The 22,307-nt window shown below is 45.9% G+C and carries 18 protein-coding genes; 12 read left to right on the forward strand and 6 right to left on the reverse strand.

Annotated features, from left to right (window positions below):
• The first annotated feature begins 4 nt into the window (after positions 1–4).
• The 5 genes from JCM16456_RS04210 to sucD all read left to right on the forward strand — a co-directional run bounded on the left by JCM16456_RS04210 (position 5) and on the right by sucD (position 7,062).
• Positions 5–718, forward strand: a complete 714-nt coding sequence (locus JCM16456_RS04210; protein WP_068712651.1) for a succinate dehydrogenase iron-sulfur subunit — start codon at positions 5–7, stop codon at positions 716–718.
• Positions 719–804: 86 nt separating this feature from the next.
• Positions 805–3,615: a 2-oxoglutarate dehydrogenase E1 component gene (gene sucA / locus JCM16456_RS04215; protein ID WP_068712653.1), complete on the forward strand. Its 2,811-nt coding sequence runs from the start codon at positions 805–807 to the stop codon at positions 3,613–3,615.
• Between the two features lie 28 nt (positions 3,616–3,643).
• On the forward strand, positions 3,644–4,858 hold the full coding sequence (odhB, locus tag JCM16456_RS04220) for a 2-oxoglutarate dehydrogenase complex dihydrolipoyllysine-residue succinyltransferase (protein ID WP_068712655.1): 1,215 nt from the start codon (positions 3,644–3,646) through the stop codon (positions 4,856–4,858).
• Positions 4,859–5,023: 165 nt separating this feature from the next.
• Entirely contained in the window at positions 5,024–6,190 is a 1,167-nt protein-coding gene (sucC, locus tag JCM16456_RS04225) for an ADP-forming succinate--CoA ligase subunit beta (RefSeq protein WP_068712657.1), read from the forward strand.
• Complete coding sequence (gene sucD, locus JCM16456_RS04230; RefSeq protein WP_068712659.1) at positions 6,190–7,062, forward strand: succinate--CoA ligase subunit alpha; 873 nt, start codon at positions 6,190–6,192, stop codon at positions 7,060–7,062. Before sucC ends, sucD begins: the two co-directional genes overlap by 1 nt.
• A 104-nt stretch (positions 7,063–7,166) precedes the next feature.
• Here sucD and znuB read toward each other — a convergent pair whose 3' ends face one another.
• Both znuB and znuC read right to left on the reverse strand, forming a co-directional pair.
• Complete coding sequence (gene znuB / locus JCM16456_RS04235; RefSeq protein ID WP_068712661.1) at positions 7,167–7,949, reverse strand: zinc ABC transporter permease subunit ZnuB; 783 nt, start codon at positions 7,947–7,949, stop codon at positions 7,167–7,169.
• On the reverse strand, positions 7,942–8,730 hold the full coding sequence (gene znuC / locus JCM16456_RS04240) for a zinc ABC transporter ATP-binding protein ZnuC (RefSeq protein ID WP_068712663.1): 789 nt from the start codon (positions 8,728–8,730) through the stop codon (positions 7,942–7,944). The genes znuB and znuC overlap by 8 nt, the downstream gene beginning before the upstream one ends.
• Positions 8,731–8,810: 80 nt before the next feature.
• Here znuC and znuA point away from each other — a divergent pair, with 80 nt between their 5' ends.
• From znuA to JCM16456_RS04260, 4 genes are all read left to right on the forward strand, one after another.
• Complete coding sequence (znuA, locus tag JCM16456_RS04245; RefSeq protein WP_068712665.1) at positions 8,811–9,695, forward strand: zinc ABC transporter substrate-binding protein ZnuA; 885 nt, start codon at positions 8,811–8,813, stop codon at positions 9,693–9,695.
• 402 nt (positions 9,696–10,097) lie between these two features.
• Positions 10,098–10,325 (forward strand): FeoA family protein, encoded by a 228-nt coding sequence (locus JCM16456_RS04250; RefSeq protein ID WP_068712667.1) that lies wholly within the window; start codon positions 10,098–10,100, stop codon positions 10,323–10,325.
• On the forward strand, positions 10,325–12,598 hold the full coding sequence (gene feoB, locus JCM16456_RS04255) for a Fe(2+) transporter permease subunit FeoB (protein WP_068712669.1): 2,274 nt from the start codon (positions 10,325–10,327) through the stop codon (positions 12,596–12,598). Before JCM16456_RS04250 ends, feoB begins: the two co-directional genes overlap by 1 nt.
• Positions 12,595–12,825, forward strand: a complete 231-nt coding sequence (locus JCM16456_RS04260) for a FeoC-like transcriptional regulator (RefSeq protein ID WP_068712671.1) — start codon at positions 12,595–12,597, stop codon at positions 12,823–12,825. The genes feoB and JCM16456_RS04260 overlap by 4 nt, the downstream gene beginning before the upstream one ends.
• A gap of 107 nt (positions 12,826–12,932) precedes the next feature.
• On the opposite strand, the gene JCM16456_RS04265 is transcribed toward JCM16456_RS04260, so the two are convergent.
• From JCM16456_RS04265 to argS, 3 genes are all read right to left on the reverse strand, one after another.
• Positions 12,933–13,358 (reverse strand): HIT family protein, encoded by a 426-nt coding sequence (locus JCM16456_RS04265; RefSeq protein ID WP_068712673.1) that lies wholly within the window; start codon positions 13,356–13,358, stop codon positions 12,933–12,935.
• Between the two features lie 43 nt (positions 13,359–13,401).
• Positions 13,402–13,632: a hypothetical protein gene (locus JCM16456_RS23540; RefSeq protein WP_156430439.1), complete on the reverse strand. Its 231-nt coding sequence runs from the start codon at positions 13,630–13,632 to the stop codon at positions 13,402–13,404.
• Between the two features lie 66 nt (positions 13,633–13,698).
• Entirely contained in the window at positions 13,699–15,429 is a 1,731-nt protein-coding gene (argS, locus tag JCM16456_RS04270; protein WP_068712675.1) for an arginine--tRNA ligase, read from the reverse strand.
• A 208-nt stretch (positions 15,430–15,637) separates the two neighbouring features.
• On the opposite strand from argS, the gene JCM16456_RS04275 reads away from it, so the two are divergent.
• Entirely contained in the window at positions 15,638–16,231 is a 594-nt protein-coding gene (locus JCM16456_RS04275; RefSeq protein ID WP_068712677.1) for a VOC family protein, read from the forward strand.
• On the opposite strand, the gene JCM16456_RS04280 is transcribed toward JCM16456_RS04275, so the two are convergent.
• On the reverse strand, positions 16,228–19,017 hold the full coding sequence (locus tag JCM16456_RS04280; RefSeq protein WP_068712679.1) for an insulinase family protein: 2,790 nt from the start codon (positions 19,015–19,017) through the stop codon (positions 16,228–16,230). The two genes, JCM16456_RS04275 and JCM16456_RS04280, sit on opposite strands and share 4 nt — an antisense overlap.
• A 404-nt stretch (positions 19,018–19,421) precedes the next feature.
• On the opposite strand from JCM16456_RS04280, the gene sixA reads away from it, so the two are divergent.
• Together sixA and flhA are read left to right on the forward strand one after the other, a co-directional pair.
• A complete protein-coding gene (sixA, locus tag JCM16456_RS04285; protein ID WP_068712681.1) occupies positions 19,422–19,889 on the forward strand; it encodes a phosphohistidine phosphatase SixA in 468 nt (155 codons plus the stop codon).
• Between the two features lie 315 nt (positions 19,890–20,204).
• Positions 20,205–22,301, forward strand: a complete 2,097-nt coding sequence (gene flhA, locus JCM16456_RS04290) for a flagellar biosynthesis protein FlhA (RefSeq protein WP_068712683.1) — start codon at positions 20,205–20,207, stop codon at positions 22,299–22,301.
• Positions 22,302–22,307: the final 6 nt, after the last annotated feature.

The following is a 22,307-nucleotide window of genomic DNA, read 5'->3' on the forward strand; positions in this document are numbered from 1 at the left end:
AACTATGAAACTTAACTTCTCTTTGTATAGATACAATCCAGATATAGACAACAAGCCGTATATGAAAGACTATACTCTTGATGTGAATGAAGGTTCAGATATGATGGTGCTGGATGCGCTGATTCTTCTTAAAGAACAGGACGCTAGTATCGCATTCCGCCGTTCATGTCGTGAAGGAGTATGTGGTTCAGACGGCCTGAACATGAACGGAAAAAATGGATTGGCGTGTATTACTCCTCTTTCTGCATTGGCAGGCAGCAAGAAGATCGTAATTCGTCCCCTTCCTGGACTTCCAGTTATCCGTGATTTGATCGTGGATATGACGCAGTTTTATGACAACTACGCCAAAGTGAAACCTTTCTTGATTTCGGATGGCAACATGCCTCCGTCTCGGGAGAATCTTCAGGCGCCAGAAGAACGAGCGCATTTGGATGGTTTGTACGAATGCATTATGTGTGCATGTTGTTCAACCTCTTGCCCTTCTTTCTGGTGGAATCCAGACAAGTTTATCGGCCCTGCAGGCTTGTTGGCGGCCTATCGTTGGCTCATTGATAGTCGCGACACTGCAACTGATGAACGCTTGTCTGCACTTGACGATGCTTTCAGCGTATTTCGATGTCACGGCATCATGAACTGTGTCAACGTTTGTCCTAAAGGATTAAATCCGACTAAAGCGATCGGGCATATCAAGTCGATGTTGATTAACCGGTCGGTATAAAGTGATAAAGCAGGCTTTCGGGCCTGCTCTTTGATAGCTCGGCTAAGACCGAAGCTACTGTGAAAACTACTGGTAAAGGGAAAATAATGCACAACGGCGTGATGAAGGCATGGCTCGAGTCTTCACACTTGGCTGGCGCCAATGCAACTTATGTAGAGGAACTCTACGAATCGTATCTAAGCGACCCCGACCTGGTAAGTGAGGAGTGGAAACGTGTTTTTGATGGTTTGCCTAAGCAACCACAAGGTACTGTTGAACAACAGCATTCACGTATTCGCGACTACTTCCGGCGGCTCGCTCAAGAGACTAAGCATTACAGTGTCCAAGTTAGTGATCCTGAAGTCGATGCAAAACAGGTAAAAGTACTGCAGCTAATTAACGCGTACCGTTTCCGCGGTCACGAAGCTGCTCAATTGGACCCTCTCAGTTTATGGAAACGCCCACCTGTGGCGGAACTTGACCCCTCATTCCATAACCTGACCGACGATGATATGGAAGAAACTTTTAACGTAGGTTCGTTCGCTATCGGTAGCGACACTATGAAGTTGAAAGATATCTATCAGGCCCTAAACAACATCTATACCGGTCCTGTGGGTGCTGAATATATGCACATCACGGATACCGAACAGAAACGTTGGATTCAACAGCATATTGAACCCGTCAATGGTCGTCCTCAATTTACTCAAGCTGAGAAAGTGACTTTCTTGGAAGAGTTGACGGCGGCAGAGGGTTTAGAACGCTATCTAGGTGCTAAATTCCCAGGTGCCAAACGTTTCTCTCTAGAAGGTGGTGATGCGTTAATTCCAATGACCAAAGAGCTTATTCGTTACGCTGGCTCACGAGGTATGCGTGAAGTCGTTGTCGGAATGGCTCACCGTGGTCGTTTGAACATGTTAGTTAACGTGTTAGGTAAGAAACCACAAGGATTGTTTGACGAATTTGCGGGTAAGCATGATGAAACATGGGGTACTGGTGATGTTAAGTATCACCAAGGTTTCTCGGCAGACTTTGCAACTCAAGGTGGTGATGTGCATTTAGCACTAGCGTTTAACCCATCGCATCTTGAAATTGTTAACCCAGTGGTAATGGGCTCAGTTAGAGCTCGCCAAGACCGTCTGGAAGATAAAGACGGCAGTAAAGTTCTTCCTATTACTATCCATGGTGACTCTGCGATTGCAGGGCAAGGGGTTGTGGCTGAAACCTTTAACATGTCTCTGGCTCGAGGCTTCTGTGTTGGTGGTACGGTGCGTATCGTTATCAACAACCAGGTTGGTTTTACCACCTCTAACCCGCGCGATACGCGTTCTACCATGTACTGTACCGACATAGCCAAGATGGTACAGGCGCCGATTTTCCATGTGAATGCGGATAATCCAGAAGCGGTTGCGTTTGTTACTCGTGTTGCTTTGGACTATCGCAACACATTCAAACGCGACGTTGTGATTGATTTGGTGTGTTATCGCCGTCACGGTCATAACGAAGCAGACGAGCCAAACGCGACTCAACCATTGATGTATCAAAAGATCAAAAAACATCCAACGCCTCGTAAGTTGTATGCGGATGTATTGATGGAGCGTGGTGAAGCGGATATCGAAACCGCGACTCAATTGGTCAATGAATATCGCGATGCTTTAGATCACGGTGAAGTGGTAGTTAAAGAGTGGCGTCCGATGACGATGCACTCAGTTGATTGGTCTCCTTACCTAAACCATGAATGGAATATGGAATGGAAGAATCAGTACGATATTGACCGCTTACGTGAGCTAGGAAGCCGACTTTGTCAGCATCCAGAGAGTCATAAACTGCAGAGTCGTGTGGCAAAAATCTATAATGATCGTGTCGCTATGATTGCTGGCGAAAAACCGCTCGATTGGGGTATGGCAGAGCTCCTTGCTTATGCAACCTTAGTGGATTATGGCAAACGTATTCGTATTTCTGGGCAGGACTCAGGTCGTGGTACTTTCTTCCACCGTCATTCTGTGCTGCACAACCAAGCTGATGCTAGCGTTTATATTCCACTTAAGCATATTCATGACAAACAAGGCCCCTTCCAAGTTATTGACTCTGTGTTATCTGAAGAAGCGGTGCTCGCGTTTGAATATGGTTATGCGACAGCGGAACCCGGCGGTTTAACTATTTGGGAAGCTCAGTTTGGCGATTTTGCCAATGGCGCTCAAGTGGTCATTGACCAATTCATCTCCTCTGGTGAACAGAAGTGGGGCCGTTTGTGCGGTATCACTATGTTGTTACCACACGGTTATGAAGGGCAGGGACCTGAGCACTCATCGGCTCGTTTAGAACGCTATTTGCAGCTTTGTGCCGAGCAAAATATTCAGGTGGTGGTGCCATCTACACCTGCGCAGGTTTATCACATGTTGCGTCGTCAAGTGGTTCGCCCAATGCGTCGTCCGTTGATTGTGATGTCACCTAAATCGTTGTTACGACACCCTCTGTGTATTTCTTCGATGGAAGAGTTAGCTCACGGTACATTCCAAGCGGCTATTGGTGAAGTGGATTCGTTGGACCCTGTCAAGGTAAAACGCGTCGTGTTCTGTTCTGGTAAGGTGTACTACGATTTACTTGAACAACGCCGTGCCAATGAGCAAGACGATGTAGCCATTGTACGTATCGAGCAGCTATACCCGTTCCCAATTGATGAGCTTCAAGCGATTATTGCGCCGTACACTAACGCGGTGGATTATGTTTGGTGTCAGGAAGAGCCGCAAAACCAAGGTGCTTGGTATTCTAGTCAGCATAATTTCCGTGCAGCAATTCCTGCTGGTGCTGATCTGAAATATGCTGGTCGTCCCGCATCAGCTTCTCCGGCTGTGGGTTATATGTCCGTTCATTTAAAACAGCAGAAAGCGTTAGTCGAAGACGCACTGACTCTTAAGTAAGAACTAGAAGTAAAAGGAAGACACAGATATGACAATTGAAATTCTGGTTCCAGATTTACCTGAATCCGTTGCGGATGCGACGGTAGCAACTTGGCATAAAAAAGCGGGCGATTCGGTTGCTCGCGATGAAGTTATCGTTGAAATTGAAACAGATAAAGTGGTGTTGGAAGTTCCCGCTCCTGAAGAGGGGGTGATTGACGCCATTATCGAAGAAGAAGGGGCAACGGTCCTCTCTAAACAGTTGCTTGCTCGTATTAAACCGGGCGCAGTGGCAGGTGAGCCGACTAAGGACAAAGCCGATTTAACAGAGCCTTCTCCTGATCGCCGCCATAAAGCCTCTTTGTCTGACGAAACCAATGATTGGTTAAGTCCTGCAGTACGTCGCTTGCTTGGTGAACATGGTCTTGAAGCGGGTGATGTGAAAGGGACTGGTGTGGGTGGTCGTATCACTCGTGAAGATGTAGAAGCGCATCTTGCCAGTGCACAATCTGCGCCAGCCAAAGCCGTTCCAGCGCCTGCTGCGGTTGCTCCAGTGAACCCTGGTCGCAGTGAAAAACGCGTTCCTATGACCCGTTTGCGTAAACGTATTGCTGAGCGTCTGTTGGAAGCGAAAAACAGCACAGCAATGCTAACTACCTTTAACGAAGTGAACATGAAACCGATTATGGATTTGCGTAAGCAGTACCAAGATCTGTTTGAGAAAAAACATGATATCCGCTTAGGTTTCATGTCGTTCTATGTTAAAGCGGTCACAGAAGCACTGAAACGTTATCCTGAAGTGAACGCCTCTCTTGACGGTGATGACATTGTGTACCACAACTTCTTTGATATCAGTATTGCGGTTTCCACTCCTCGCGGGTTGGTTACACCAGTACTGAAAGATACTGATACGCTAAGTCTGGCCAATATTGAGAAGGGCATTAAGGATCTCGCTTTAAAAGGTCGTGATGGTAAGTTAACGGTTGATGAACTCACCGGTGGTAACTTTACTATCACCAATGGTGGTGTATTTGGGTCGTTAATGTCGACACCTATCATTAACCCACCTCAAGCCGCAATTTTAGGTATGCACAAAATCCAAGACCGTGCGATGGTCGTTGACGGTAAAGTTGAAATTTTGCCAATGATGTACCTTGCACTCTCTTATGATCACCGAATTATCGATGGTCGTGAGTCGGTTGGATTCTTAGTTACTGTAAAAGAGTTGCTAGAAGATCCTGCGCGTTTAATTCTCGACGTGTAATGTTTGAGTGTCTAGATTTCTAGACGTCTAAAACAATTCGGGCTAGACTAGCTCAGCGTCTAGCCCGGTTAAGTCACTGAAATGTGACACTCATCTGAGTCGCCCTACAAGACGTGAAGCCCTGTTAGGGTTTAATGGATAAAAACAAACAGACGGAACAACACAATGAATTTGCATGAATATCAAGCCAAACAGCTGTTTGCAGAGTTCGGACTGCCCGTGCCCGAAGGTTTTGCGTGTGATACGCCACAAGAAGCGGCGGAAGCAGCAGGAAAGATTGGCGGCACAAAATGGGTTGTGAAATGTCAGGTACACGCTGGTGGCCGCGGTAAAGCGGGCGGTGTGGAACTGCACGATACGAAAGAAGGCATCAAGGATTTTGCGCAGAAATGGTTAGGTAAGAATCTGGTAACCTACCAAACTGACGCTAATGGTCAGCCGGTGACCAAAATTCTAGTTGAAACGGCCTCTAATATTGCGAACGAGCTTTATTTGGGCGCTGTCGTGGATCGTTCAAGTCGTCGTGTTGTTTTTATGGCTTCAACGGAAGGCGGTGTCGAAATTGAAAAAGTGGCACACGAAACACCAGAGCTTATTCACAAAGCTGCGATTGATCCGCTCGTTGGCCCTCAGCCATATCAAGGCCGTGAATTGGCATTTAAACTGGGTCTTGAAGGTGAGCAAATTAAACAGTTCACAAAAATTTTCCTCGGCCTTGGTAATATGTTTACCAAGTACGATTTAGCGTTACTCGAAATTAACCCACTGGTCATCACTGGTGAGGGAAACCTCCTGTGTCTAGATGGTAAAATCAACATCGACTCAAACGCGTTGTATCGTCAACCTAAATTGCGTGAAATGCATGATCCATCTCAAGAAGATGCCCGTGAAGCCAATGCTGCGCAATGGGAGCTTAACTATGTTGCGCTAGATGGCAATATTGGTTGTATGGTAAATGGTGCAGGTCTCGCCATGGGAACCATGGATATTGTCAATCTGCATGGAGGTCACCCAGCTAACTTCCTTGATGTGGGTGGCGGTGCAACCAAAGAGCGTGTGACAGAAGCGTTCAAAATCATCCTGTCTGACAGTAATGTCAAAGCGGTACTCGTCAATATTTTTGGTGGTATCGTTCGTTGTGACCTCATTGCCGAAGGTATTATTGGTGCTGTAGAAGAAGTGGGTGTAACCGTTCCTGTCGTGGTTCGCCTCGAAGGTAACAATGCCGAACTCGGCGCAAAAACACTCGCCGACAGTGGTCTCAATATTATCGCCGCAACTTCATTGACAGAAGCCGCGGAAAAAGTGGTTGCAGCAGCGGAGGGTAAATAATGTCTATTCTGATCAACAAGGACACCAAGGTCATCTGTCAAGGTTTCACTGGCGGCCAAGGTACATTCCACTCTCAGCAAGCGCTTGATTACGGTACTCAATTGGTGGGTGGTGTGTCTCCTGGTAAAGGTGGCACTAAGCATCTTGGTTTACCGGTATTCAATACCGTGCGCGATGCAGTAGAAGCAACAGGGGCAACGGCTTCGGTTATTTATGTTCCAGCACCTTTCTGTAAAGACGCTATTCTTGAAGCGATTGACGCGGGCATTAAACTGATTGTTACTATCACGGAAGGTATTCCAACATTGGATATGCTAGATGTGAAAGTGCGTTTGGATGCTGAAGGCGTAAGTATGATCGGTCCTAACTGCCCAGGGGTGATTACGCCTGATGAATGTAAGATCGGTATCATGCCAGGTCACATTCACAAAAAGGGTAAAGTAGGTATCGTCTCTCGCTCTGGTACATTAACCTATGAAGCGGTTAAACAGACTACTGATGAAGGCTTTGGTCAATCTACTTGTGTCGGTATTGGTGGTGACCCAATTCCGGGCTCTAACTTCATTGATATTTTAGCGCTGTTTGAAAAAGATCCAGAAACCGAAGCGATTGTGATGATCGGTGAAATCGGTGGTACTGCGGAAGAAGAAGCGGCAGCCTACATTAAAGAGAATGTAACCAAGCCAGTTGTATCGTATATCGCTGGTGTGACTGCGCCTCCTGGTAAACGTATGGGACATGCTGGTGCTATTATCTCTGGTGGTAAAGGAACTGCGGATGAAAAATTCGCCGCGCTTGAATCTGCTGGTGTGAAAACCGTGAAAAGCCTAGCTCAGATTGGTTCTGCACTTCGCGAAGTGACGGGCTGGTAATCTAGCATTACTTTATAAGCGATTAATAGCAAAAACCCTAAGCTTATGGCTTAGGGTTTTTTGTCATTTTAATGAACTTGGTGGTATTAATTGGGTGATAAAGCTTAGCGACGTTTAACAATGTGGCTTAGTAGAAACAGCATTGAAGCGCTAATCACCACAGATGGACCCGCAGGCGTATCAAAATGCCATGACAGCGTAATACCACACAGTACGCTAATACAGCCAATGATCGAGGCGATAAACGCCATTTGTTCAGGTGTACGAGACAAACGACGAGCGGTAGCTGCCGGGATAATTAATAGTGAGGTCATGATCAGCGCGCCGACGAATTTCATCCCAACCGCAATCACGGCCCCCATCAACAGCATCAGAACGAGGCGCATTAAATCCACATTAATGCCTTCGACACTTGCCAGTTCTTCGTTAATGCTGCTTGAGAGCAGTGGCTGCCAAAAATAGTACACCAGAGCACCGACCACAATTACACCTGACCAAATGAAGACCAAGTCAGAGGGCGTAACCGCCAGCAGATCGCCAAATAGATAGCTCATCAGATCGATACGCACATCATCAAGAAAACTCACCGCAATCAAACCCAGTGATAGTGCACTGTGAGCTAAAATCCCGAGTAAGGTATCAGTTGCGACAATCTTTTGACGTTGCATCACCACCAGTAAACTCGCTAACCCCAAGCAACAGACCAATAACGCTAAATAGAGATTGATGTCGAGTAAAAAACCTAACGCGATTCCGAGTAGTGAAGCGTGAGCCAAGGTATCGCCAAAGTAGGACATCTTGCGCCAGACAACAAATGAGCCAAGAGGGCCAGCGATCAAGGCAATGCCTATACCAGCGAGGATAGAAGGAAGAAGATAATCAATCATGCGATGGATGCCCGTGATGATGTGCAGAACACTGTGCGCTATCGCCGGAAACAGGGATACCGGACAGATCATGGTGGTGATGGTCATGATGGTGATGATAAAACGCAAGGCTTTCTTGCGGATGATGGCCAAATAGCGATATATAGTTTGGATGCTGAGTAATGTCGTGTGGCGCACCAGAGCAACAAATATGGTGTTGCAAACAGATGACGTCATCTGTTTTCGCCATCACCAAATGGAGGTCGTGTGACACCATAAATACGGCGCACCCAAAGCGTTTACGGATATCATTAATCAATTCGTAAAGGTCAATTTGCCCTTGCACATCGACACCTTGGGCGGGTTCATCGAGCACCAAAAGATCGGGGCGTTGCAGTAGGGCGCGTGCAATCAAGATGCGCTGAGTCTCACCGCCAGACAATTGATGCATGTCGTTATCGCGCAAATGCTCTGCACCGACCAAACGCAGCGATTGTTCCAATTCGTTTTGGCTAAACTTGCCAGCCAAGCGAAGAAAGCGCGCGACTGTTAAGGGCAAGGTTTCATTTAACTTAAGTTTTTGCGGAACGTAGCCAATTTTGAGATGTTTACTGCGCTTAAGTTCGCCGGATGTCGGTTTCAATAAGCCCAGTAATACCTTAACGAGCGTCGACTTTCCTGCACCATTTGGTCCAATCAGCGTGGTAATCCTGCCTTTTTCCACTTTAAGGCTGACCGTATCAAGCACACGCCTTTGATGGAAATCTACGCAGATATTTTGTAATTCAATGAGGGTCGACATGGAAGGAACTCATTTGCAATTTGATGATGTTATAATGTAACATTCTACCACCATTTCTGCCACAGCTTAGAACAGTGATAATGTTAGCGAGATTCACTTTAGTCGCTTGGTTGGTTGCTTTTTGCGCACCAACATGGGCGAACACGATTTTAACCAGTATTAAACCGATTCAGATGATCACCAATGAACTGACATTGGGAGTGACGACGCCAGATGTTCTTTTAGGAACGAATGCCTCGCCGCACGATTATGCATTGCGCCCTTCAGATGTAAAGCGGATTCATCAAGCTGATTTGGTTATTTGGTTTGGTCCAGACTTAGAGCCGTTTTTGGAGAAGGTGTTAGCGTCGCAAAGTAATGTATTGACGCTAAGTTCCGTTGACCAGTTAAAGCTACGAGCTTTTTCAGAAGAAGAGCATCATGATGACGATGGTCACCACCATCATGGTACTCACGATCCCCATTTCTGGTTAGGTGTGGCGCAGGCAAAAACTGTTGCTCACGCAATTGCACAAAAGCTAATTACCTTAGATCCTAAACATCGCGCCACCTATGAAGCAAATTTAGCCCAATTTGATCAACACCTTGCCCAAACAGACAAGCAAATTGCTCAACAGCTAACGGCAATTAAGCATAAGCCCTATTATGTTTTCCACGATGGTTACGCCTATTTTGAGCAACATTATGGGCTAAATAACCAAGGCCACTTTACGGTTAGCCCAGAACGTAAACCTGGCGCAAAGACCCTAATTCATATTCGCCAAGCATTAGCGGATGGTGATATTCAGTGTGTTTTTGCTGAGCCTCAATTCCAACCGGCGGTGATTGAGAGTGTAGTACGTGGTACTTCATCAAACATTGGTATTTTGGATCCTCTTGCAACGACGATTCCCCTCAATGCAGGCAGTTATTTTGCTTTTCTTAAATCACTTGCTACCAGTTATTCAGATTGCTTAAGCAAGTAACGACAGAGAATAAACAAGAAAAAGATGACGTTATGTCATCTTTTTTGCATCTCGATAGTTATGCCTCAGTTCTAATAATAAGGCGATACGGATAAGCAGACCCGCCTCGCCAAAGGTGGCAAATAGGAGCTTCATCGATGGGATTATGCGAGCCCGCGTTCAGCATTAGCCTAGATGACTTACAGTTAAGAAGCGTTATTTAGCCAGCATCTTGAAAGCCTTTGGGGGCCGCTAAAGGTTTGATGAACGTTTTCGTCTATAAAGTAATCAACCCGACCGATATCCTTACTACCACTGTGGCTTTTTTGATGTTACGCATATTCACCGCAATAAAGATTCATTATCATTACTCTAATGAATAAAAATATTTCTCATTCACACTACTGTTAAATGGCAATGTCTATGAAGTTATCAGAACTAAAAAGTGGTGAGACCGTGAAAGTTACGGCCTTAAATCAGCTCTCTACAGAAACGAGAAAACGCCTAATGGTAATGGGTATTTTGCCACAAACAGAGATTACTCTGGTGCGCCGAGCGCCGATGGGAGACCCTTTACAGGTCGAGGTTCGTGGCGTTTCTGTCGCGTTACGCGAAAGTATCGCAGCATCAATCGAAGTGGAGCGCCGCTAATGCAGTATCAAGTATTAACAGTAGGTAATCCAAACAGTGGTAAAACTACGCTTTTCAATGGTCTAACCGGTGCTAAGCAACAGGTGGGTAACTGGGCCGGTGTGACAGTAGAGAAAAAAACCGGAAGATACATTCATTCGGGTGATGAATTTTTATTAACCGACTTGCCGGGGATTTACGCATTAGATAGCGGGAATGACTCTAACAGTATCGATGAATCGATTGCTTCACGCGCAGTATTAACTTTGCCTGCCGATATCATCATCAACGTTGTTGACGCAACATGTTTGGAGCGCAGTTTGTACATGACATTACAGCTGCGTGAACTGGGTCGCCCAATGGTGGTGATTCTGAATAAGATGGATGCATTAAAACGCGAACGTCAAACTATCGACGAAAAAGCACTGCAAGCCATGTTAGGGTGTCCTGTTGTCGCTATTTCTGCACACAACCGCCACCATGTACGTAAATTTAAAGAACAGCTTCACCGGGTGTTGGTGCAAGGCATTGCGCTAGAACCATTTAAGCTCAACTATGGTCCTGAATTTGAAGCGGCCATCAGTCGTATTGAACCTCTCTTCACGGGGAAAGTGGCAGCTGCTCGAGCCTTGGCGATTCGCGCATTAGAAAATGACCGCTTGGTCATTAATGAGCAACCCGCAGAAAAACGAAAACAAATTGATGCAGAACGCTTTGATTGCCCATTGGATATTGACCTCCATGTAGCGGATGTGAAATACACTTTCTTACACACTCAATGTCAAACGATTCGCCGCAGTGAAGGTAAATTGAGCCACAGTTTTACCGAGAAAGCCGATAAGTTCATGCTCAATAAATGGCTAGGTATTCCACTGTTTTTCTTTGTTATGTACCTGATGTTTATGTTCTCGATCAACATCGGTAGCGCCTTTATCGATTTCTTTGATATCGGGGTTGGTGCGCTATTGGTCGATGGTGGGCATTATCTGTTAGACGATCACTTACCGGTTTGGTTAACGACCGTTATCGTTGATGGTATTGGTGGTGGTATTCAAACCGTTGCGACCTTTATCCCTGTGATTGCCTGTTTGTATCTCTTCCTCGCGGTACTTGAAAGCTCTGGTTATATGTCCCGTGCTGCCTTTGTGTTGGATAAGGTGATGCAGAAAATCGGTTTGCCAGGTAAAGCGTTTGTGCCGTTGGTGCTGGGGTTTGGTTGTAACGTGCCGGCCATCATGGCAACACGCACGTTAGACCAAGAGCGTGAACGCAAACTTGCTGCCGCTATGGCGCCATTTATGTCTTGTGGTGCTCGTTTGCCTGTTTATGCACTATTTGCTGCCGCCTTCTTCCCTGAAAGTGGACAAAACATTGTGTTTGCTCTGTACATCCTTGGGATTATTGCAGCGGTGTTTACCGGGCTATTCATGAAGAAAACCTTGTACCCAGGTTCAAGTGATTCGCTCATCATGGAGATGCCGGATTACGAAGTGCCAACCCTGCAAAATGTGTTGATCAAAACTTGGCAGAAGCTAAAACGCTTCGTGCTCGGTGCGGGTAAAACCATCGTGTTAGTGGTCGCTGTGTTGAGTTTCTTTAACTCATTGGGTATGGATGGCAGTTTTGGTAACGAAGACAGTCAAAACTCTGTGCTATCAAGAGCGGCACAAGTGGTCACGCCAGTATTTACACCTATGGGCGTTGAAGATGACAACTGGGCAGCAACGGTGGGTATCATCACGGGTATTTTTGCCAAAGAAGCCGTAGTAGGGACGCTCAACAGCCTTTACACCTCTGCAGATGAAGGCGGTAATGATGAATTTGACTTGATGGCGAGTTTGAAAGAAGCGGTGATGTCGATTCCTCAAAACTTGGCTGATTTGAGTTATTCAGACCCGTTAGGCATTGAAGTGGGGGATTTAAGTGATAGTCAAGCGGTGGCAGAAGATCAAGCGGTTGATAGCTCTATCTTCACCAACTTGAACAAACACTTTACCAGTGGTTATGCTGCGTTCTCCTATCTGATTCTTGTTCTACTCTACACGCCTTGTGTGGCGGCCATGGGTGCGTATGTGCGTGAGTTTGGGCCTAAATTTGCCCGTTTCATTGCGCTTTGGACTTTTGGTCTTGGCTATGGCGGTGCAACCTTCTTCTATCAAGCCACTCGAATTGGCAGTCATCCGGTGGAAAGCATCAGTTGGATGGTGGTGATTGTTGCGGCGCTGATTGGGGTTTACTTATACCTACGTCGCGTGGGACATCGTGTGCAAGCGCAGGCTCTGGAGGCGCTATGATATTAGCCGAGCTAAAAAGTTACATTGCAGAACATCGCGGCGTGAGTCGCCGCGAATTAGCGCAACATTTTTGTATTAGTGAAGATGGTGTGGATGCGATGCTAGCGGTTTGGCTGAAAAAAGGTGTTATTTCTCGTCAAGAAGACACCAATGCGGCAGACAAAGTGCTGCGTGTTCGTTACGTGGTTAATCAAAGTAACGGCTTAGCGGTGAATGTTACGATGTAATTGATGGTATTTTGTTGATGCCAATAAAAAGCCTCACTTGATTTAAGTGGGGCTTTTTTTATGAATGTGCTTTTTGGTTGTAACACCGATGGCGTTGGCGCGTTAATTTAGGCGCTAAACAGAGAGCTTTGGCTCAATGCGTCACGCAGTTCAGCCAGCATGGTTTGTTGAGCTTTGGCTTCGCGGGGTTCACCCTTGGTATTTCCCCAAACTGGTCCCGGCCATGCCATGTCAGTTTTGAAACGAGCAATATGGTGAATGTGCAGTTGCGGTACCATGTTACCTAAGGCGCCAAGGTTGATTTTGTCGGGTTGGTAAAGTGCTTCAAGCGTTTCACTTACCAATTGTGATTCCAACAAAAACTGCTGCTGCTCTACCATTGGTAGGTGATGAAGTTCTTTCAAGTTCTCTTTCTTCGGCACCAAAATAACCCACGGTACGGCGCCATCTTTATGGAGTAACGCAATACAAATTGGGAAATGACCAATAACGTCGGTGTCTTTTTCTAACTGAGGATGCAGAGAAAAACTCATAATGATGATCCTTAATTAAGATGGTTACTATACCCAAGTAACCTCAAGATGCGGTTTCAGCGAGAATGTATTCGCTCATAGGCAAGGCACCGATTTGAATACATAGTTGTTCTACGTAGAAAATCGGTAACGCAGCATAGGAGCGAATACAACTCGCCCGTTGGGAGCTCATCAACAAGCCCATTTCTGCGCCCAATGACGTTGAAAGGGAATGACCATTCCTTCCGTCATTGAGCTTGACCTGTGCTCGTTGATGAAGCTCTGAAGTCTGCATCTTGAGGTCATTTGGGTATAGATAAACAAAAGGTTGGCTTACGCCAACCTTTTCGTTTTTTGGAAATTACATACGTTCTAGCGTATTAATACCCAATAGCGACAGACCTTGCTTGATGGTCTTCGCGGTTAATGCTGCCAATTTCAAACGGCTGTTCTTCACGTCTTCTTCCGCGTTCAGAATTGGACACGCTTCGTAGAAACCAGAGAATTGACCGGCTAATTCGAATAGGTAGCCACAAAGGATGTGCGGCTGACCTTCACGTGCAACAGATTGAACCGCTTCTTCAAATTGCATCAGTTTCGCAACCAATGCTTTCTCTTTCTCTTCTGATACTAGGATTGAACCTGAAAGCTCATCCATAGAAATACCAGCTTTAGAGAAGATTGAAGCAACGCGAGTGTAAGCGTATTGCATGTACGGTGCCGTGTTACCTTCGAATGCCAACATGTTGTCCCAATCAAAGATATAATCAGTGGTACGGTGTTTCGATAGGTCAGCGTATTTAACTGCAGCCATTGCAACGGTTTTCGCGATGTTCGCTTTCTCGTCTTCGCTCCAATCTGAGTTTTTCTCTTCGATCAGTTTGGTTGCACGCTGTTCTGCTTCATCAAGCAGTGCCGCTAGGCGAACGGTGCCACCTGCGCGAGTCTTAAATGGACGACCATCTTTACCTAGCATCATACCGAATGCGTGGTGCTCTAGACTTACAGTCTCAGGAACGTAGCCCGCTTTACGTACGATGGTCCAAGCTTGCATTAGGTGTTGGTGCTGACGTGAGTCAATGAAGTACAACACGCGGTCTGCGCCTAGCGTTTCATAACGGTATTTCGCACAAGCGATGTCGGTTGTGGTGTATAGATAACCGCCGTCACGTTTTTGTACGATAACGCCCATAGGGTCGCCATCTTTGTTTTGGTATTCATCAAGGTAAACAACTTGAGCACCATCATCTTCTTTAGCCAAACCTTGAGCTTTAAGGTCAGCAACAATGCCTGGTAGCATATCGTTGTACATGCTTTCGCCCATCACGTTCTCACGAGTGAGGGACACGTTGAGACGGTCGTAGTTACGCTGGTTTTGTACCATAGTGATATCAACCAGTTTCTTCCACATTTCACGGCAGTATTCATCGCCGCCTTGCAGTTTCACTACGTAGCTACGTGCTTTCACTGCGAACTCTTCGTCTTCGTCGTACAGTTTTTTCGATTCACGGTAGAACGCTTCAAGGTCAGACAGTTCCATTGAAACTTCGCCGTTCTCTTGTTGTACGCGCTCTAGGTTGGCGATCAACATACCGAACTGAGTACCCCAGTCACCGATGTGGTTCGCGCGGATAACGTTATGGCCTAAGAATTCAAGGGTACGAACAACAGCATCACCAATGATGGTTGAACGTAGGTGGCCTACGTGCATTTCTTTGGCTACGTTTGGCGCTGAGTAGTCAGCGACGATGGTTTGTGCTGCTTCTTTTGCAACGCCTAAACGTGCGTCGGCTAGCGCTGCTTCTGCTGATTTCGCTAGGAATTCGTCGCTTAGAAAAATGTTGATAAAGCCAGGGCCAGCGATTTCAGTTTTGCTCGCAATACCTTCAAGATCTAACACATCCAAGACTTTTTGCGCGAATTCGCGAGGGTTAGTGCCGAGTTTTTTCGCTACACCCATCACGCCGTTAGCTTGGTAATCACCAAACTGTGGTTTCGCGGATTGGCGAACCGCTGCAGGAGAGCCTGCAGGTGCACCTGCGGCTTCGAGAGCCTGAGAGACTTTGTCATTAATCAGTGCTTGGATATTCACACGTTTGTCCTTCAATTCTGGGAATTGGCTGGGTATGCCTTTTATTGCACTTATAAAAAGTGCATGCATATCTCAATCTTGTACATAAATTGGCGCACATAATACCAATTTTATTTCCGGTCTTATAGGGCGGAATTTAGTTAAATTTCTACTTTTAACGTCTTTACTGGTAGTATCCACGAAAAAACATGGGTTTGGACCAAAGAATATGACGCACGAACTACATCAGGCGGGGCTTGCACCGGATCAAATGCTGGCTAGACTAACGAGCTTTATCGACCAAATCGTTACTTTTTCTCAACGTATTGGTTTGGATTTAACCGCTTATCAGATGGATCACATCGCGCTTAGAATTAATGACGAAAAATTGGCGCAGCAAGCTCATCAAGCTTGGCTCGCTTATGGGGATGAGATTTCCTGTGCACAGATTAATGGCCGACCGATTATTGTGTTGGCATTTAATCCTGTGCTCGACGCCGGTTGTTGGAAAATTGATTGCTTAGAGTTGCCTTATCCAGCGTTGGGGAAAGCGTATCCTACGCAGGATTGGGAGCATGTTGAATGCGTTATTCCGTCTAATGCACAGACAGCGCAAGAGTATTTAGACGATTTATTGGCACGTTTTCCGCTATTTGCGACCCAATTTGCCCAGTTTGAGTCACTTGGTGTCAAGGTCAAGCTTTCCAGCCCGAAAGGAGAAGGGGAGCGACTCGCCAACCCAACGGTCGCTCTTAAGTGGCAGGGGATTACGATAAAACTGCATCCCCATTCTTTAAAAGCGGTTATCGAATCTGAACGTTAACCGATATCGTATGCTTTAGGACGAAGCTGAAATTCTTCAATTGAGCCAACTTCATGCCCGCAGTGCAGAGGTTGGTCTTGATCTTGATGGTTTTGTCCTAGTGTATGCATGATCAAACGATTAGCCCGGCGAGGTTTCAGCTCTTTTACCACGAAGCGAATCATATCGCTGCGAGACAGGTTTTTAAGCTCTTCTAATACATCTTCTCTTTGATGGAAAGTCCAATCCTTGTTGCCAATGCCAACCCACATCCTCTGGGCTCTTGAACGTAATGTCTGGTCAGGACTTGCAATCTGATTCCACAAACCTCGTTTACTGCTGTGCCATTCATATTCGTTTAGCTCCAAAAGCACCAAATAAAGTGCATTTAAGAACTCATCAATCGAGGTCAGCAATTCATTGGGTGTGGCGTGAGGTGATTGTACGTAGAGAACGATTCCCGGATGGCGATTGAGCGGCATATTGCCGGTGCCAACCATATATCCAAGTTGTTGTTTAGTCCGTATTTCATTAAAGAAAGCGGCAGACATCAGATGGTTAGCCAGAGAGTAGAGTGCGATACTGCGGGCATCCATCAATTCAGATTGGTAGTAGACAACAATGGCAGAATCTTCTTGTTTGCAATCAACGGAATATTGGAAAGTGCCACTATTGCCAAGCATAACCAGTGGACGCAATGACTCTTCATAAGTTTGATTATGAACACGAAGCGCATTTTTCAATTGTTCACCCATGCGCAGAGCATCGTCTCTTTGCCAATCACCAAATACGAACATTTCGACATGCAATTGTGCCAATATTTTGTCCACGAATGATGCTAACTCAGAAACTTCAATATCTTGTAATGCTTCTAATAACGTAGCGTAGGGTGGGTTATTGGGTTGCAATAACCCAGTCAGAGCATTGAATAGTTGGGATATTGGACGGTCTTGAGCTGCATTACGCCAATTGCGTTGTAACTGGTTTTTAATGGTGTTGAAACGCTGCTCGCTAAAGCTTCGCAAAGCAAATTTATCCAGAATCATTTTCATCAATTCTGGCTGTTTCTGGCTAAAGCCTGAAATAGATAATGTTACACCCCCTTGATGAGCGTACAGGTTATACCCCATCCCAGCGATTTCTGCTTGGTATGTCTCTTTGGTTAAGGAGTCCAAAAACATTTCGACACATAGACGTGTCATCACAATATTACGTGGATTGGCCACCGAATGTGGGCTATCGATGGCGATGTAGATGACGCCTTTAGGCACAGGGAAAACTTGATCCTGCATATGCCACAAACGGAAACCTTCCAACTCTTCTATCACTTCCGGAACGTTTTGTTCATTAAGTACCGGTTTGGAGGCTAAGTCGTAACAGATAAATGGATTTTGCGGCGGCAAGAAAATGGGCAAATCTGCAAGAGGTTCGCGCCACAATTGCTGTTGTTCTGTGGAAAATGATTCGACATTATAAGGGGTAAAGTACCACTTTGCTTTATGGGCATAGTGCTTGTGTTTGCCCTTTTTGGTGATGAGTGTGGCACGCAAGTTTTCTGGAGTGAAGTAGGTTAACAGTGACCGTAGTAGAGCTTCATCATACTCTTGCATGACGTAGTCGCCATAGATGATGTCTTCACTGTCGTAATGCTGCATGTTGATGACTAAGTGACTGACTAAATCCATTGAGCGCGCGGTTTCTTGAAATTGAAATGCTGATTCTAATACCGCCCGTTTTTCCAGATAGCGCCATCTAGCTAAACCTTCTTCAGCCACTAGGCGAATCGTTTGAAACAGCGCTTGAATGATCTCGTCGACGTGTTTTAATCCGGTTTTTGTTAGGCTACAACCGACTGAAAACTCGCGATAGTTACTGCCACTAGTACCGCCACCTGCGGAGAGGGAAGTAATCCAACCTTTTTCTTTAAGTGTCAGCATCAGGCTGCCTTCGCCTTCATACCCTAATAAATGGGCAAAATAGGAGAGCGGTTTTTTACGATAGTGGCTCTCCGTTCCCGGTAGCGGGAAGCTAAGAATCAGTTTGCGAATTTCTTTTAAAGGCTCTACCCGAATCATAAGTCCTGTTTGCTCGGGTGTTACGAAAGGTTCGGTAATGGTTTTTCCAAAGCGATGGTGATTAGGGATATCGGAAAACCCGTCTCTGACCCAAGTTTCGAGTTGGTCAAGAGAGTCGGGGCCTAGTACTGCTAATGTCATCAAATCAGCAGAATATTCACGGGCGTGAAACGCCATTATTTCGTCACGAATACTGCTTCCAGGGCGATCGCTTAGTGTTTCTAGGTTGCCGACAGAAAACTTGGCAAATGGGTGGTTGGGATTAATGGTTTCTTTTTGCACTTGATACAAACGACGCGCATCTTCATTAATCTTCATTTTATATTCAGAGTTAACTGCTTGACGCTCTTTGTCGAGTGCTTCTGCATTAAACAAAGGGGCGGTAAAAAACTGACTGAATCGGTCGAGAGCGGTATCAAATACATTGGGGGTGACATCGAAAAAGAAGCAAGTATGCTCTGTTCCGGTCCAAGCATTGTTGCTCCCACCGTGTTGATTGATAAAGTTTTGAAACTCACCAACTTTGGGGTACTTTTCAGTGCCGAGAAATAGCATGTGTTCGAGATAATGCGCTAACCCTTCACGGTCGAGTGGATCGTCAAAGTGTCCCACATTAACAGCAACAGCCGCTGCTGATTTTTGCGCATTCTCATCATGAATAAGTAGCACTCTCAATCCGTTGGCGAGAGTTAGATAGCGATAAGAATGATGATCATTAGGACTAATGTGCACGAGAGTTCTCCGAAGCGACATTTGGATTAAGTATGGCGTTGCTGCCTTGAGGCGCAAATTTAGAAGACAGATTTTGCGGACTGCAGAGCTATTTTAACGACATACTATGATTTTTAACAGAGTGTTACAGGCGTCGATTTCTTGTCAAACGCTCTTGCCTATAATCTGCTACTCGTTTTTTTAAGGAAAAGTGCTTTAGTAACGCGGTTTATTTAAGGACAGAATGGGCAAATTGGCAGATTTTAAGATTCAGTATCTAAAATAATACTGTTCGTTATCTGGCATCCATTGCCAATGGTTCATGAAAAAATGTACCATGCAGCACGCTTTATTGGCGTTTTGCTCAGTACATGCTTAATCCTGAATCCGACAGTGGCTTGGGAAAGTTGAAATAGGTAAACATAATGAAAATATTTATTATGCGTCATGGGGAAGCGGAATCGCTTGCGCAAAGTGATGACCAACGCGCTCTAACCGAACGAGGCCAAAATGATTCAGTAGTGGTAGCACAAGCGTGTGTTAGCGAACATGGTCCCGTGGTATTTGACAAGGTATTAGTGAGTCCTTACTTACGTGCTCAACAGACATGGGATGCCATTTCCGCGCATTTTTCTGCTCACTCTGTGGAAAATTGTGATGATATTACTCCTTATGGCCAAGCAGAAAACGTGCATGATTATTTGTTGGCGATTGCAGAACATGAGTCCCTAGAGAACATTTTGATTGTTTCTCACTTGCCTTTGGTCGGGTATTTGGTCTCCGAGTTCGTTGCCGATCTTCCTGCGCCGATGTTCACGACATCGAGTTTGTACTGTGTTGATTATCAAATTGACAGTCAGGTTGGTGAAGTTCTGTGGTCAGTACGACCATAACGTCGGTTGTTTGATAAAAAAAGGCTTCCTCAGATAGGAAAGCCTTTTTTATTGGTTTTTTGACTGGAGTGTCACTCTTGATTGTAGTATCAATAAGTTCATTTCTGCGTCCAATGACGTTGAAAGGGAATGACCATTCCTTGCGTCATTGAGCTTGGAATATCCTCGTTGATGAAGCCCTGAATTCTCCGTCTTGAGGTTATTTGGGTATAAAACTGACGTAAAATTGACATTGTTTGATGGACTAAAAATTGCATAAAACAGCTATCTGGCGCTATGGCGCGACTGCTAATGACCATTTGAAGCTGACAGCCTATGAAGTTTACACTGCCTTTTGCGGATAAGTTCCCCTCCATTCCTAAACGCTCTATGCCAGCGATCGGTGCGCCGGTTATGGTACTGGCGTCACTGGCGATGGTGGTTTTGCCGATGCCGGCATTCCTGCTCGACTTGTTCTTCACCTTTAATATTGCGTTAGCCTTGGTAGTGCTGTTAGTGACGGTATATACCCGTCGCCCACTAGATTTCGCTGCATTTCCCACCGTATTGCTGATCGCAACATTGTTACGTTTGGCGTTAAACGTGGCATCGACACGTGTGGTATTACTCAAAGGTCACGAGGGGGGCGGGGCTGCAGGTAACGTGATCGAAGCGTTTGGTAACGTTGTTATCGGTGGTAACTACGCAGTGGGTTTAGTGGTATTCCTTATTTTGATGATCATTAACTTTGTTGTGGTCACCAAAGGTGCTGGTCGTATTTCCGAAGTGAGTGCCCGCTTTACGTTGGATGCCTTGCCTGGTAAGCAAATGGCTATCGATGCAGATTTAAATGCAGGCTTGATTGACCAAGAGCAAGCACGTACTCGTCGTGGTGAAGTCACCAAAGAAGCGGACTTCTACGGTTCTATGGACGGTGCGTCTAAATTTGTGAAAGGTGATGCCATTGCCGGTATTCTCATCCTCTTTATCAACATTCTCGGTGGTTTAACCATTGGTATGCTCCAGTATGGATTGGGCTTTGGTGAAGCGATTCAAATCTATACCTTGTTGACCATCGGTGACGGCTTGGTGGCGCAAATTCCATCGCTGCTGCTCTCTATTGGCGCCGCCATCATGGTAACGCGTCAAAATACCGATGAAGATATGGGCCAGCAGGTTGTCTTTCAGCTGTTTGATAACCCGAAAGCTTTAACTATCACTGCAGCCATCCTTGGTACCATGGGGATCGTTCCTGGCATGCCTCACTTTGCTTTTCTGTTGCTGGCGGCATTAGCCGGTGGTGTTGCGTATTACATGCAGAAAAAGCAGAAAGAAGCGAAAGACGATGTCAATAAACTGCCAGCTACTTCCGACCAAGATGCACCGACTCAAAAAGAACTGTCTTGGGACGATGTTCAACCCGTTGATATGATTGGGCTAGAAGTTGGGTATCGCTTAATTCCTTTGGTGGATAAAGACCAAGGGGGAGAGCTACTCGAAAGGGTAAAAGGGGTGCGTAAGAAATTGTCGCAAGACTTTGGCTTCTTGATCCCTCCAGTTCATATTCGCGATAACCTAGAATTAACCCCGAACAGCTATCGTATTACCCTAATGGGGGTGGCTGTTGGTGAAGCGGAAATTCGCCCAGACCAAGAGCTTGCGATAAACCCAGGGCAAGTGTATGGCATGGTGGATGGGGAGCATACCTATGACCCAGCTTTCGGGCTGGAGGCTGTATGGATTCGTGATGAACAACGTGAACATGCGCAAGCATTGGGTTATACGGTTGTCGATTCGTCAACCGTACTCGCGACGCACTTGAGCCAATTGCTAACCAATAATGCATCACAGTTGATAGGTCATGAAGAAGTGACCAACCTACTGGATATGCTTGGTCGCTCAGCGCCTAAATTGGTGGAAGGTTTTGTTCCAGACCAGTTACCGCTGGGAGTGGTGGTGAAAGTGCTACAGAACCTACTTAATGAAGCCATTCCAATTCGCGATATTCGAACCATTATCCAAACCCTTGCTGAATACGCGAGTAAGAGTCAAGAACCTGACATTCTTACCGCCGCGGTGAGGATCTCCTTGAAGCGTCTAATCGTCCAAGAAATCAATGGAATAGAGCCTGAGTTGCCAGTGATTACCCTAATTCCTGAATTGGAACAAATATTGCATCAAACAATGCAAGCAGCAGGCGGAGAATCAGCCGGTATTGAACCTGGGTTAGCGGAGCGCTTACAAGCGTCACTGGCTCAAGCAACTCAAGAACAAGAGTTGAAAGGGGAACCAGCTGTGCTTCTGACCTCTGGAGTTCTACGTTCAACGTTAGCGAAATTCGTCAAAAATACGATTCCTAACCTGCGGGTTCTCTCCTATCAGGAGATCCCTGACGAGAAACAAATTCGCATAGTTCAGGCTGTGGGTAACTAGGTTAAC

The organism is Vibrio tritonius (genome assembly GCF_001547935.1).
In the GTDB taxonomy this organism is placed as follows: Bacteria; Pseudomonadota; Gammaproteobacteria; order Enterobacterales; family Vibrionaceae; genus Vibrio; species Vibrio tritonius.